Annotated in this window: 15 protein-coding genes; 1 reads left to right on the plus strand and 14 read right to left on the minus strand. The window is 45.4% G+C overall.

Going from position 1 to position 14,212, the window contains the following annotated elements; translation table 11 throughout:
- Positions 1-124: 124 nt before the first annotated feature.
- The 6 genes from VX941_04495 to tsaB all read right to left on the minus strand — a co-directional run bounded on the left by VX941_04495 (position 125) and on the right by tsaB (position 4,209).
- On the minus strand, positions 125-907 hold the full coding sequence (locus VX941_04495; protein MEE2932665.1) for a lysophospholipid acyltransferase family protein: 783 nt from the start codon (positions 905-907) through the stop codon (positions 125-127).
- A 20-nt stretch (positions 908-927) separates the two neighbouring features.
- Positions 928-1,785 carry a GNAT family N-acyltransferase gene (locus tag VX941_04500; protein MEE2932666.1) on the minus strand — a complete coding sequence of 286 codons (858 nt, stop codon included), beginning with the start codon at positions 1,783-1,785 and terminating at the stop codon, positions 928-930.
- Positions 1,786-1,870: 85 nt separating this feature from the next.
- Complete coding sequence (locus tag VX941_04505; protein MEE2932667.1) at positions 1,871-2,287, minus strand: Fur family transcriptional regulator; 417 nt, start codon at positions 2,285-2,287, stop codon at positions 1,871-1,873.
- A gap of 100 nt (positions 2,288-2,387) precedes the next feature.
- Complete coding sequence (locus tag VX941_04510; protein MEE2932668.1) at positions 2,388-2,819, minus strand: MucR family transcriptional regulator; 432 nt, start codon at positions 2,817-2,819, stop codon at positions 2,388-2,390.
- Positions 2,820-3,053: 234 nt separating this feature from the next.
- Positions 3,054-3,518 carry a GNAT family N-acetyltransferase gene (locus VX941_04515; GenBank protein ID MEE2932669.1) on the minus strand — a complete coding sequence of 155 codons (465 nt, stop codon included), beginning with the start codon at positions 3,516-3,518 and terminating at the stop codon, positions 3,054-3,056.
- 7 nt (positions 3,519-3,525) lie between these two features.
- Positions 3,526-4,209 (minus strand): tRNA (adenosine(37)-N6)-threonylcarbamoyltransferase complex dimerization subunit type 1 TsaB, encoded by a 684-nt coding sequence (tsaB, locus tag VX941_04520; GenBank protein MEE2932670.1) that lies wholly within the window; start codon positions 4,207-4,209, stop codon positions 3,526-3,528.
- Between the two features lie 93 nt (positions 4,210-4,302).
- Here tsaB and VX941_04525 point away from each other — a divergent pair, with 93 nt between their 5' ends.
- Positions 4,303-5,355, plus strand: a complete 1,053-nt coding sequence (locus VX941_04525) for a polysaccharide deacetylase family protein (GenBank protein ID MEE2932671.1) — start codon at positions 4,303-4,305, stop codon at positions 5,353-5,355.
- 25 nt (positions 5,356-5,380) lie between these two features.
- On the opposite strand, the gene VX941_04530 is transcribed toward VX941_04525, so the two are convergent.
- From VX941_04530 to VX941_04565, 8 genes are all read right to left on the minus strand, one after another.
- Complete coding sequence (locus VX941_04530; protein ID MEE2932672.1) at positions 5,381-5,953, minus strand: NifU family protein; 573 nt, start codon at positions 5,951-5,953, stop codon at positions 5,381-5,383.
- 103 nt (positions 5,954-6,056) lie between these two features.
- Complete coding sequence (gene trpS, locus VX941_04535; GenBank protein ID MEE2932673.1) at positions 6,057-7,055, minus strand: tryptophan--tRNA ligase; 999 nt, start codon at positions 7,053-7,055, stop codon at positions 6,057-6,059.
- Positions 7,056-7,151: 96 nt separating this feature from the next.
- A complete protein-coding gene (locus VX941_04540; protein ID MEE2932674.1) occupies positions 7,152-7,832 on the minus strand; it encodes a hypothetical protein in 681 nt (226 codons plus the stop codon).
- 75 nt (positions 7,833-7,907) lie between these two features.
- On the minus strand, positions 7,908-8,372 hold the full coding sequence (locus VX941_04545; protein ID MEE2932675.1) for a glycine/sarcosine/betaine reductase selenoprotein B family protein: 465 nt from the start codon (positions 8,370-8,372) through the stop codon (positions 7,908-7,910).
- Positions 8,373-8,376: 4 nt separating this feature from the next.
- On the minus strand, positions 8,377-8,988 hold the full coding sequence (locus VX941_04550; GenBank protein ID MEE2932676.1) for a hypothetical protein: 612 nt from the start codon (positions 8,986-8,988) through the stop codon (positions 8,377-8,379).
- Between the two features lie 147 nt (positions 8,989-9,135).
- Positions 9,136-9,597 (minus strand): glycine/sarcosine/betaine reductase selenoprotein B family protein, encoded by a 462-nt coding sequence (locus VX941_04555; protein MEE2932677.1) that lies wholly within the window; start codon positions 9,595-9,597, stop codon positions 9,136-9,138.
- 55 nt (positions 9,598-9,652) lie between these two features.
- Positions 9,653-11,200, minus strand: a complete 1,548-nt coding sequence (gene murJ, locus VX941_04560) for a murein biosynthesis integral membrane protein MurJ (GenBank protein MEE2932678.1) — start codon at positions 11,198-11,200, stop codon at positions 9,653-9,655.
- 210 nt (positions 11,201-11,410) lie between these two features.
- Positions 11,411-14,194 (minus strand): [protein-PII] uridylyltransferase, encoded by a 2,784-nt coding sequence (locus VX941_04565; GenBank protein MEE2932679.1) that lies wholly within the window; start codon positions 14,192-14,194, stop codon positions 11,411-11,413.
- Positions 14,195-14,212: the final 18 nt, after the last annotated feature.

Raw genomic sequence — 14,212 nt, forward strand, 5'->3', positions numbered from 1 at the left:
GTTACCGTAAAAGGCTTCATACAATAAAAATCCTAGACTTTCACATGTAAGATTGGCTTGCAAGCAAACCTTATCATTAATTACTTGCAAAGAAGGGCCGCGCATACAGCAAACAGCGCGTCAACTAGAGTCTCCCCGACAGCGCATCTGAAAGGCCGTTCGCCACTCTCTGTTCACAATGTTCTGACAGTTCCTTACGCGAGCCAAAATTCGTCAAACGGACAGGCGGATGAAAAATAATATCCACGCCAAGACGCCCAGAACCCAACAGTGACCAAAAGTGGTTAAACATGACCATATCGCCATACCAAGCGAACAGAGGGCGCAGGCGACGACCCAGCGTTATGCCATTAAGTGTAGTGTAAGCAATAGTGATTGGTTGTACTGCAACACCCTGACCATTCAGGGTCCAGTCAGCAGCACTGAAAAGAGCGCTCTTAAATTGTCGGGTGAATGTTCCGTTGTTACTGGTCCCCTCGGGGAAGAGGATTAGGCTGTCTCTATCGTCCAACCGTTTGTATAGCTGTTTTCGTTGTACTAGTGCTTTCCGCCAGTCCCGGTCTATAAAGATTGTTCGCTGAAGGCTGCATAAAAGTCCAAACATTGGCCAATTTTTAATCTCGGATTTAGCAATAAAAGTAGCATCGATTAGAGAACCTAGAGCTGGAATATCAAGGTACGATGTGTGATTGGCAACAAAAAAAGTTGGCGATTCCGATGAGATGCTTCCATGATGACACACTCTCATCCCTATTGCCCAACGACATAACTTGTGCCACATGTGACCCAACTTATAACCCGAGCGAAAACCGATAAGTCGCAATGGCCCTTGAACTAATACAATAATAGCAAAGATGACCAATAAACTGGCCGATCGCCGTAGCGCAAGAAGATGGGACGTTGCCATAAATACCTTTTCCTCCTCGTCTATATCGCCTGAAAATTAGAGCCACGACGTTCGAAATATCGAGCATATTTCTCTTTTATAAGTTTGGTCTGAACGACAATACAAACATCCGTTGTCTGAAATTGCTCGTCAATAACTGCCCCATCACCCACAAATCCCCCTATCCTGAGGTAACCTTTGATCAGCGGTGGCACCGATTTGAGGCCTGTCTTTTGGTCAATTTCTCCGATCAGACTCTGGTTCATCTCTATGTGCCGCTGAGGTAGGGCGCGCGGTCGTATTTCTTCGGGTGCCAGATGATAGTGATAAAGATACGACAGTGGAATTTTAAGAGTAGTCGGGTCACAACCAGGAATACTTCCACACCCGAACAAAAATCGGATATTATGGGCAACACAGTAAGCCGTTATCCCTTCCCACAAAAGATTGATTACCCGCCTGTCGCGATAATCTGCATTGACACAAGACCTGCCCAGCTCAAGTATCTCGTCGGGCAATCTAGTTAAGACGTTGATGTCGTATTCACTTGCCGAATAGAAGCCTCCGCATGATTTTGCAGCACTCCGGCGAATTAGACGGTAAGTCCCAACGACCGCTTCAGGACCCCGCCCTAATTCACTATCAAATACTAATAAGTGGTCAGCAAAGTTATCATATTCGTCAAAGTCCCGTTTCCGCATAGCCATTTCCATTGTGGGGCGTGCTTGCATTTCTTCATAGAAAATCCGGTAACGAAGCGCGAGTGCGGCATTTATTTCCCCCATATCGCGTGCTAATCGAACCGAAAGACTTCCCTTTACGATCTCAAAATCAGAAGAACAACTCTCGTGGGTTGCAGAAGAAGCATTAAAAGTGGACTGGGGAATGGATTGGGTCATCTTACAACGGTAATTTCAAACTACCCTAGCTTAGGCTATTTAATTGTGTCATTTAATGGAAGATTTTGCCTAATGCCCTCTATTTTTATTTTTTTATTTTGAGCGGCCTCGCATACAATTCTAAGCGATGATCAACGAGCTCATAGCCCAGAGATTTAGCAAGTTTCTCGCGAAGTTTTTCCATCGCAGCATCATGAAAACAAAACACCTCACCACTTTCCACATCAATTAGGTGATCGTGGTGATCATCTGAAGACTCCTCGTAACGTGCTTTGCCGTCACCAAAATCACGACGTGTAACTATTCCAGATTCTTCAAACAACCGAACTGTTCGGTAAACGGTAGCCAAACTTATCCGTGGGTCCACTTCGGAAGCTCTAGAAAAAACCTGGTCAACATTGGGATGATCGTCTGATTCCGCCAAAACTTGCGCAATTATCCGCCGTTGCCCCGTCATTTTAAGGCCCTTTTTCTCGCAGAGCCGCTCTATTGGTGCGCCCATGGGCTTCCTACTCTCCGAATATCGGCCAAAACCATGCAAGGGTGGCCGGCAAACTGAATATGCACCGAAGTATTTGTTGCACGATGCGAAAAACCTACTCCTACATCTCTATACGCCTACGTGATCTAGTGCCAAGACCAATTTCTTTTGCCAAACGACTACGCTGTTTTGCATAATTGGGGGCCACCATGGGATAATCTGGAGACAAACCCCAACGCTCCCTATACTCTTCTGGCGTCATGTCATAGGCCGTTTTAAGGTGCCGTTTGAGCATCTTTAGTTTTTTACCATCTTCCAAACAAACGATATAATCAGGTGTGATTGACTTTTTAAGCGGCACCGCCGGCGTTGGACGGTCGCCAGCGCTCAAATCAACCCCACCAATAGACGCCAGTGTCCGATATATCTGCTCAATCAATCCCGGAAGGTCTGAAATAGCCACAGTGTTATTTGACACATGTGCGGCTACAATCTCCGAAGTATAACCCAGAAGATCCTCCCGCTTTACTTCGGTGGCCGAAGACTCGGTCATTTTTGTTTGCCCCTGTTCTTGTTATTACCACGTGTGTGGCTGCCATCGGCCAAATACCAAACGGCGTGTGTTGTCGAATTATTGATCTTTCGACTTAAAACCCTTGTTAAAGACTATAGACTAAAAAATGTCACTAATCATCAAGAAATATTACTAACTATCGTTGTAACAATCAAAGACTTCAAACATCAAAAGATTGTTACTTTTTTTATTACCATACACAACAATCTAATTTCATAGAACTATTTTCATCACTAAAGCGTCAACTTGGGAACGGTCAGCGCGTCGATAGTACCCCTTGCGGCGAGCGATCGTTTTGAAATTCATCTTCTTGTAAAAGGTTAAAGCAGCGTTGTTATCAATTCCAACCTCTAGATACAAAGAAGCTGCACATTTATCCCGCGCACAACTCAACACCTCTTGCATTAAAGCTTTAGCTACACCGCGCCGACGAAACCTAGGCGAGACTCCAAGGCTAAGAACTTCAGCCTCATCACAAACAATACGCGCCAAAGCGAACCCAGCGGGTATTATTAAATCGCTATCTGAAATTTCTGCCAACAGAGCCCAGCATCCTGGGGGCCGAAGCAAATTTTCAATGGAAACAAGAGGCCAAGGTTCATCAAAACATTCACGATAGAGATCCGCCAAAGCCGGCCAAGACGCTTGCTCAGAAGGAACCACTACGATACCAGACACAAACCCGCTACTTTCTGGCCAAAACAGTTACGCTAGGCGCTCGCAAATACAGTGGTTCGGGGTCGGCGTAAACGCCACTGTCAAAGCGCTTGCTGGCTAATTCAGCAAATTCCATGGCTACCGGTTCCACATCGCCAAAAAGACGCGAGGGCTCCCGGCCAAAGTCGACTAACTTTTGATCTAAACGTTCTGCTCCATCACCAATGAGTGTTATCGGTTCATCTGGCAATCGTATCTGGATTTCTTCCGCTGTCAGTGCCATTGGGCCCTGAACTGGCTCTTTGTTTTCTGAAAAAATCTGGGCATAAAAGTCCTCTCGCTTGGTCTCAAGTACAACTAATGTTGGTCCTTTGCTTTTAGGTGCCTGCCAGAAAACAACGTCAAAGTTTGTCAAACCGATGACGGGTAGCCGACGAGGTAATGCTAGGGCTCTAGCCATTGCGAGCCCTATACGTATTCCCGTGAAGGTGCCAGGCCCAATTGTTACTGCAATCGCACTTAAGTCACCCGCATCAATATCGCTGCCATCGTATTTCTCAAAAACCTCTGATATCATGGGAGCGAGAGCCTCAGAGTGGCCACGTGACATTACCTGAAAACACGAACAAACTACTTTTCCGTTAGCCCAAAGCGCTACTGAGCATGCATTTGCAGACGTATCAAAGACAAGAATTTTTTTGGATTTATCCAAACTCAAAAATATCCCATAACTAATATATCCGTTCTAATATTTTAAACTTGACACACTTGTTTAAACAGATTTTTTTGCTAAACGGTATCGGCAATGAACCTTTTAAGAAAAATTAAAAACAAACTTTATCACGGACTGTTGTGTTCGATTTTAATGGGGCCCATTTTATTTGTCTCGCCTTCGGATGTCCTTGCTTCGAATTCTGCGATTGTTCTTCTTTACCACAGGTTTTCAAGTCCCGTTCAATCTGGAACTTCACTCAGTAAAGACAACTTTTCTGACCACATCAGAGAGCTATCGTCGGGTAATTATGCCGTCTTGCCGCTCGCTCAACTGATAAAAAAGTTAGATGTAGGTACAACGCTGCCAAAACGCTCTGTTGTTATCACAATTGATGATGCATATGAGTCTTTCCTAAGTATTGCTTGGCCATTGCTGAAAGAAGCAGGCCTACCAGCAACTCTTTTTTTGACAACTCAGCCTATTAACTCTGGGAAAAAGGGCTACTTAAACTGGTCTCAAATTAAAACATTGACCAAAGAAGGCGTTTCGATCGGATTGAAGGCACATAGTCAGAGGCGCTTAGCAACGCTCACACCGCAGGAGGTGGTACGTGAAATTAGAACTGCTCGCGCTCTCATTTCTAAAAATCTTGGTGTAAAACCCATAGCTTTTGCATTTCCTTACGGACTGGCCAGCGAATCAGCGCAAAAAGTAGTGCGAGCGGAGGGTTACAAAGCAGGCTTTGGTCAACACTCTGGCGTCCTGCACCGAAAAACCTATCGGTATTACCTGCCGCGCTTTTCTTTTACAGATGCATATGGTGATATTGACAGATTTAAAACAGTTGTAAATGCACTGGAATTGCCAGTTGTCGACCTTACGCCAAGTAATCCATTATTATCACCTGATATAAACCCACCGAACATAGGTTTTACCATTCTACCAAAAGTCAACAATCTCGACAGCTTAGCATGCTACCATTCAAAATTTGGTAAGATTAAAACACAGAAACTTGGATCAAGCCGAATAGAAATTCGATTTGGGGAACCGTTCTCAAAAGGACGTTCTCGTATTAATTGTACTATTCGAACTGAAGACGGCCGTTGGCGTTGGTTTGGAATGCAATATTACCTTCCAAAGTAGACGCGCTGCTGACAGAAAACTTTATTTAGAAACCAACAGCCCTCACCTCTACCACCTCTGGAATATAATGCTTTAGCATATTTTCAATCCCCATTTTCAAAGTAGCTGTTGAACTTGGGCAACCGGCACATGCGCCCTGCATCTGAAGGTAGACTATTCCTCCATCGAAGCTGTCAAATACAATATCTCCACCATCCATAGCCACAGCTGGACGCACTCTTGTGTCAATCAACTCCTTGATTTGTCCTATAATTTCTACATCATCCCCTTCTGTTTCCGCAGCAGCATCATGATCTTGCGATAGCGCGCTTTCATTTAAAATTGGCAAACCTGCCGTGAAATGCTCCATGATAGCGCCTAAAACTGTGGGCTTGAGGACATGCCATTCTTTTGAATCGCTTTTGGTAACCGTTATAAAATCTGACCCAAAAAAAACGCCTTCAATCCCGTCAATATTGAATATACGTAAGGCTAAGGGTGATTTTTTTTCAGCGTCGGTAATCGTCGTAAAATCAGCAGTGCCGCTATTGATTACCTCTCGCCCAGGCAAAAATTTCATTGTTGCCGGATTGGGAGTTTCTTCGGTCTGAATGAACATAGCTAGTCTCCTTTAGCATTTTTAGCTATCGATTTTTGACAGGTTTGTTCTGTAACAGAGATGGGCTTTCCGCGTGGCGGGGTCAAGCAAAAACCTCAATCCATCAATAGGACCGAAATCCCACCGCTCGAAAAACCTTTTCCATCACTGGTCTCGAAACATCTATCGCGCGTTCGCTTCCATTAGCAAGGATCCCATCAATATGCTCTGGTTCTGAGAGCAGTTTACTCATTTCTTTGTTGATTGGCTCGAGGACAGACACTGCAAGGTCGGTCAGATCCCTCTTAAAATCTGAAAATTGCTTGCCGGAATTAATTGATATAGAATCTTCTCTGCTTATGCCGGCAAACGCAGCATAAATGCTGATCAAGTTGTCGGCTTCTGGCCGCCCCGATAGATCTGCAATAGAATCGGGTAAGGGGTTTGGGTCAGTCTTTGCCTTGCGAATTTTTTGAGCAACTGCGTCTGCGCTATCACTCAGGTTGATCCGACTCAAATCTGAGGGATCAGATTTGGACATCTTCCTAGCACCGTCTCGAAGGGACATTACCCTTGTTGCCTCACCCATGATTAGCGGTTCTGGTAGCGGAAAGAAATCAGACCCATAGTCACTATTGAATTTTTGAGCGATGTCACGGGCTAATTCTAAATGTTGTTTCTGGTCCTCCCCAACCGGTACGTGAGTGGCTCGATAGACTAAGATATCCGCAGCCATAAGGTTAGGATATGTGTACAACCCTACCGAAGCATTCTCTCGATTTTTCCCAGCCTTTTCCTTAAATTGTGTCATTCTATTAAGCCAGCCTAACCTAGCAACACAATTGAGTATCCAAGAGAGGTTCGCGTGGTCTGGGTTACTGCTTTGATTGAAAAGAATTTGAGTTTTTGGGTCAATACCGGCAGCAATAAGAGCTGCCGCAACCTCTCGTGTATTTTCAGCAAGCACGCTTGGATCCTGCCAGACCGTTATGGCGTGCATATCAACGATGCAGAAAATGCATTCAAATCTTTCCTGTAACGCAATCCAATTACGGACTGCTCCTAAATAATTACCAATGTGTAAATTTCCAGTTGGCTGGATACCTGAAAATACCAGTTTCATTTTCACAGCTTTCAGCTCTTAGGTGTTAATACGATGTATTTTTAAAGACCCTTTTGACCTCAGGAAACAATACGCAAAAATCACAAAACTTGAATTTTAGTCATTAAGCCTGTGTTCTTGTGCCCTTGGTACAAGCTGTGTCTTACCAACGTGCCTAATACCTTTATCCTCATGCTTGATGCATTTTGAGTGCAGATCAAGAAACAATTTGCCTGCATTTGTTTCTCCCCAAAACCAATCGGCTGCTGACCGGCTATTTCGAACATTAGATTTTGCCGTAGCAGCTTCAAGATACCACATCTTTACGTCCTCACAAGTAAAGCGAAAAACCTCGCCCAAAGCCATATCTTCCCTAGGATTTTTCGGAGTTCCTTGAAGAAATCCAGCCAAAAACTCTACGGCCTCTTTGATGTTCAATCCACTAAGCCCGAAGGTTGTCCTTCCTCGCTCATCAAGCGCGAGATTGTACCATGGTTTCATCAAATCAATTTCTGTAAAAATCTCTTTTAACACTTCATTGTTGCTTTCGACTGCTGGCTTCGGGAAACCGACCGGGCAAAAAATTCCCGATTCTTCAAAAGAATGACCCCCGGGTGGATCTTCATCGAAATCTTCTAAAATAACCGGTCCATCCGTGCGCTCTAGAAGAGACAACAGTGAAGAGAGTACCTTTGTCTGGAATTCAGGCTCATTTGGAGCTCCAAACGGCCGACCAAGCTCAAATGGCACCCAAAGTGCCCTTGGTGGCCGAATGCGCTCTGTATTTTCGCGTACCAAGCTAATACCGGCCGTCGCCAGTCCTTTTTCCTCAATGTAATGCCCAACCGCGCCGACCGCACGGGTGCAATTTGGTCAAACCGGCACCAATAAAACTGCGTTCACATTGTCTTCACGAAGCAAACCCGCAAGCTCATGACAAGTGGGCTTAATCTCATGCGGAAGCCACCCTGCCCCCATCAAAGAATAGTGAAACTTGCCAATAGATCCAATTTTTCCCTCGTCCTCAAGTTCGCGCAATCTATCAAGTGGGAAAACAACGTTAATATCTTGCTGAAATCCGGTACGGTCGTAATTCACGGAAGTGTGGGTCATTACGATATCGTTTAGATCTATGTCTCCAGGGATTACCCTGTACCCCGTATCCTGTAGGAGAAAGTTTTTGTCCTTTCGCCTGTGAAGCCCGGCCGTTGTAACAATCGCCACTCTTCGGTCCTCGAGAGCGGGGCCCGAAACAAATGGCTCGTTATCGAAAACGGGACACTCCTTTTCACGCAAATGCTTGGCGTCAAGTGCGGGAATGTCTTTCAATCGAACCATTAAGTTAACCTTTAGATCGATCAATAAGGTGCTGAAATCCTCTTGGGACAATTCCCTTTGTCCCCATTATTGTCAAGCGCTTTTGGTTCGACAACGCCATCAAAGATGCAAGCTGAATCAAGGTTGCGCCAGCTGCTGTCTCACACCAAAACCATTCAGATATTTCTTCGCTAATCGTTCCCGGTTGCAGGCTAGCAGCTTCGTAGTACCAAACCTTCAAATCGTCGGCTGCAAATTTAAGCTTTTGCGCCAATAACTTATCTTTTCCTGTATCAGTAATATCGTGATCAGCAATAAACCCGTCTATGAAAGTAGCGATCTCGCCTATATCTAGGCCGCTAACCCCAAATACTGTTCGGCCTGTCTTTGCGTTATTCGAAATTCGGCATGGCGCAAGCAAAGATATTTCTTTCGCTAATGCTTTGCTAGGATATTTTATCCACCTTGCGCGCGGCGGAAGGTTCACCGGACACGACCAGCGATCAGTTTTCTCGTTTACGGCCCTATAACCCTGATCCGAAAAATTCTCTAAAACCGGCACATCCGAGCGCACCAAGAGGCCTAGCCCGGCCTCGAGGACACGGCGTTGCAAGCTTGGTGAATCCGGTGCCCCCATTGGCCTTCCCAACGGAAACGGAACCCAAAGAGCACGAGGGGGATTTATTTTTTCTGAATGTTCACGCACAAGACTAATTTGGACTGTTGAAATTCCTTTATCTTCAATATACCTTGCTAATCCGCCAACGGCGCGCGTACAATTCGGTCATACTGGCGTTAGAAAGACGGCATTAACCCGATCTTCTTTTAGCATACCTATCATATTCTCGGCGCTCTTCTTCAGTGCTCCCGGCTCTGTTGCGCCCATAAAAGAGTAATGTGATGAGGCAATCGATCCTATTGTTTTCGCCTCTTCTAATTCTCGGAGTCGATCAATTGGAAAAACAGTATTCAGGTCTTGTACAAAGGCGCTGCGGTCATAGTTAACCGATGCATGGCTCATTATAATGTCACCGGCATCTGCAGAGCTCGGAATAACGCGGTAGTCACTAGATCCAGCTGAAAAAGTTTCATCATCTTTCATTGAGATGCCAGCCGAAGTGATGAGCGCAACCCGAGCAGTCCCTAAATCTGGAGCAACAGAAAGCGGGGATCCATCAAACTGCGGACATGGAAGCCGCAGTAAATTCTCTGCTTCACCTTTCGATAGATCAGTCAATCGCACCATAAATTTACTACAAAGTAATGACCTAATAAAAAGTAATCAAGTCAGGAACGCCATGTCAGACATCCCCTTTTTTATCTCGAAGATCTGAGAACCGAAATGCTCCCGTAACTTGAATAGCTAACAAATAAATGCTCCCTCCACAAATAATGAGACCCAAGAGAGCGCTTGATCGACTTAACTCGCTACCAGCAAGAGGGCTAGATAACACATCAACCCCGGCTAGCAAACCCGCCGCCATAAATACAGTCGAAAACACAATCCGGGGCAACCTAGCTAGTAGATTAGTATCAAACCGAAAGTAACCACGCCGGATGAGCAAAGCAGCGAGCGCAAAAACGTTTATCCAAGCCGTTAATGACGTAGCAAGCGCAATACCTACGTGTCCAAGATATTGCATCAAAAAAACTGCCAAGATAACGTTGAGAATCATAGAAATAGCGGCGATCTTTACCGGCGTTATAGTATCTTTACGAGCAAAAAATCCAGGGGAGAATGCTTTTATAAGAACAAAAGCTGGTAACCCATAGGCAAAAGCAGCGAGGGCTTTTGCCGTAGCCTTTGCATCAATTGGCATAAATTCGCCACGTTGAAACAAAACCACTGCTATTGGCTCAGCCAGCACCAAAAAAGCGGCTGAAGCCGGTATACAAAGTACCAAACAAAGTTCTATCGCCCTGTTCTGAATACTTATTGCGAGCTTCAAATTTCCCTTAGCAATGTTCCGGCTGAGTGCTGGCAAAAGAGCTACACCGATGGCAACGCCAACAATGCCAAGGGGAAATTGATTAATTCTATCTGCATAGTAAAGCCACGAAACGGACCCTTCAGATAATAAAGAAGCTAATATTACATCCACAACCAAGTTTATATGAACCACCCCAGCCCCAATAACTCCTGGCAGCATCAATCTAAGCAACCTTTTTACTTCTGGGGAGAGCTTGGGGTATGGCAACCGAAGCAATAATCCAGCCCGGCGACATGCAAATACCAGCCAGAGAAATTGAACTACTCCGGACAGACAAACACCCCAAGCTAGGGCATGAGCAGTTGAAGATACCACCCCTTCGCGGACTAATAGTAGCACCGCGATCAAAATAAGATTTAATCCGATGGGGGCGGCGGCCGTTTCAGCAAAACGATCCAATGCATTCAGCATTCCACCCAACAATGATAGCAAAGCCATGAATAATAAGTACGGAAAGGTAATCTGGGTTAACTCAATCACCAGCTGAAATTTTTCCGGCTGTTCTTTAAAACCCGGGGCTACCAAAATCATCAGCCACGGCATGAGAAGCAAAGCGAGAAGTGTAAATCCAGTCAACACGCTAACCATAATTGCGTTTACCTGCGCGGCAAATTGTTTGGCGGCAGCAAGACCATTTTTTGCTAAATGCTCCGAAAACAACGGAACAAATGCAGAATTAAATGCTCCCTCGGCGAAAATACGGCGAAAAAAATTCGGGAATTTAAAGGCGACGAAGAACACGTCTGCCACCAAGCTCGCGCCAACAACGCTTGCAATAAGCACATCTCGGACGAAGCCCAATATTCGACTTGCCATTGTCCAGGAGCCGAGAGTGAGGAAAGCACGATAAATTGCCATTTAAACCCTAGTAATCAACAAGAAAAGAATTTTCCTACGTCATCAGCCTCATAAATGAACACCTATCCTGCCGTTGAGGTTGTATTTGTTCGTGATAAGTCTAAAGAGCTCTAAACCAGCTTTATCTCTGTGTCATCACGACCACATCAAGTTCGAAAAACCTCCTGACAAAATTAAAGGGTCGTCCATATGACCCGAACAAATCCTAGATCAACCTGCGGAAACATTAGAATAGTTGGCGGTTGATTTTCCCAAACTTGTATCCGCCAAAGGGTCTTGTAGGGTGGCCATTAAAACCTCTGTAACTTGCGCCATCTTTCCAGATTGATCTATTTTCGTGCCGAACAAATCCTGCAAATAAAAAACATCGACTACCTGCTCACCAAATGTAGATATTTTTGCTGAGTAAACTTGCAAACTGAGTTTATATAGAGCTTCAGATAACGCAAACAATAAACCCGGCCTATCACGTCCGTTGACTTCAATGACTGTGTAACGGTTTGAAGCCTTGTTATCAATAATCACACGTGGCTCGACAGTAAAAACAGACGTTCGTTTCGGCTGACCTTGTCGCTTGCTCAACTCGCTCGCAATGTTTAGCTCTCCAGCTAAGGCTTTATTTATGAGTTCAGATAACCGGGCCATTTTTTCGTCTGGCCGGGGAAAAGCGCCTCCCGTCGAGTCCTGGATAAGAAAACTATCAAGACCTTTCCCATTGTTCAGAGTATTGATTTTAGCCTCAACAATATTTACTCCCGACAATGCCATAGCACCACTTATTCGACTAAATAGGCCAGGATGATCACCGGCATAAATCGTCACTTCGGTAGCGCCTTTTCCACGATCAATATCCGTATCCAAGACGAGTGGTGTACCAAGGCTTTCAGCTTCTTGAATCAATAAAGCTTGATGATACAGTGTTTTCAGACTGTAGGCTGTCCAATACCCGTCATGACCGCGAGCAATATGGGCATCAATGTCGCGCACGGGCCAATCTTTGAGCACTTTTCGCAAACCGGATACAATGACTGCAGCGGCAGAGTCTCTACCATCTTCTTTAAGGCCACCAGATATAAAAGCCTCCGCGCGATAGTAGAGATCTCGCAACAGACTTGCCTTCCAATTATTCCATCGACCTGGCCCAACGGCACGGATGTCCGCAACAGTCAAGCACAAGAGTAATCTCAGCCTCTCCGGTGATTGAACAATGTCAACAAAGTCGATAATGGTTTTGGGGTCGCTAAGGTCGCGTTTTGCAAAGGTTTCACTCATGAAAAGATGATGCCGCACTAACCACGCAACGGTTTCAGTCTGCTCTGGCGACAGTCCAAGTCTGGGGCAAAGCTTTGTTGCAACCTCAGCTCCTAACTCAGAGTGGTTCCCTCCTCTTCCCTTAGCAATATCATGCAACAAAACGGCCACATACAAGACTTCCCGTGATGCAATCTCATGTACGACCCTACTTTCCAAAGGGTGCTCCGCAACTAATTCGCCTGCCTCGATTCGGCTCAAAACCCCAATCGCACGGATAGTATGTTCGTCGGTAGTATAAACGTGATACATATCGTACTGCATCTGTGCCACCACCCGGCCAAAATCGGTCACAAATCTGCCAAACACTCCTGCCTCATTGAGCCTACGTAATGTAGTCTCAGGATTATTTTTTGACGTCAAGATATCGAGGAAGATTTTGTTAGCAGCGGAATCATTGCGGAGTTCGTTATCTATGCGGGCTAGGTCGCGCGTAATCATTTGCAACGCTACGGGATGAATGTCCAGCCTAAGACGCTGGCTCACCTCGAATAATCTCAACATATCTATGGGGCACATTTTGAAATGCTTACGTGATGATACTGTTAGGCGACCGCGGTTAATGACGAAGCCCTCGATCTCACGATTGAAAAGTGTCGGCATTCTAAAAATGCGAGATGGCTGATGGCGGGCCTCAAGTGCCGCGCAAAAAATTCGAGTCAGGTCACCCACGTCTTTGGCGATTAAAAAATAGTGTTTCATGAAACGTTCTACGCCAGACGTTCCAGCGTGATCTCGGTATCCCATTCTATTTGCAAGCTGAGGCTGAACATCGAATGTAAGACGCTCTTCTGCACGACCCGATAAATAGTGCAAATTGCAGCGGAGAGTCCAAAGGAACCCCTGTGCCTTGGCAAACACTTTGAACTCCTGAGAGGTTAGCACCCGTTTATCAACCAACCGGCCAATATCAGTAACTTTATAAAGATACTTGGCTATCCAAAATAAGGTCTGCAAATCACGCAAGCCGCCCTTACCTTCTTTTATGTTAGGCTCCAAAACATATCGCGAGTTACCCACCCTATCGTGCCGTTCATCGCGCTCTGCAAGTTTTGCCTCAACGAAATCGGGCCCCGTTCCCTCGACTACTTCACCGAAGAATCGTTGGCGTAATTCTTTAAATAATGATTTGTCCCCGCAAACGTAACGAGATTCTAACAAACCTGTCCGAATGGTTATGTCATCTCTGGCCTGCCGAATGTTTTCATCGATTGAACGGGTTGCATGTCCAACCTTGAAATTTAGGTCCCAAAGTGTGTAGAGAATTAATTCTACAATCTGCTCCCCACGTGGTGTTTGTTTATATGGTTGGACAAACAGCAGGTCCAAGTCGGATTTTGGGGCTAATTCTCCACGGCCATAACCTCCGAAAGCCGTTATACAAAGGTGATCCGCCGCTGTTGGATTGGGAGCCGGATAAAAATATTCGACTCCTATATCATATATCACTCGAATAAGCTGGTCTATCAGAAAACAATAACCCTGCACTGCAAGGGCGCCATCTTGGCTTTTGTTGAACTGACTCTCAATTTCTCCAGAGCCACGCTCGATCTCTTTTCTGTAAAGCCCAAGCAAAGATTTCCGAGCTTGTTCACCCGTTCCATTTTTGTGCACAACCGTCCGGGCCCTTTTCAGAAGGGAGTTGCGGCTGATTATCTTCGAGTACCTTTTAACTTCATCCATAATGAAAGATGTGCGCTT

This window comes from Pseudomonadota bacterium (assembly GCA_036339585.1).
In the GTDB taxonomy this organism is placed as follows: domain Bacteria; phylum Pseudomonadota; class Alphaproteobacteria; order UBA8366; family UBA8366; genus UBA8366.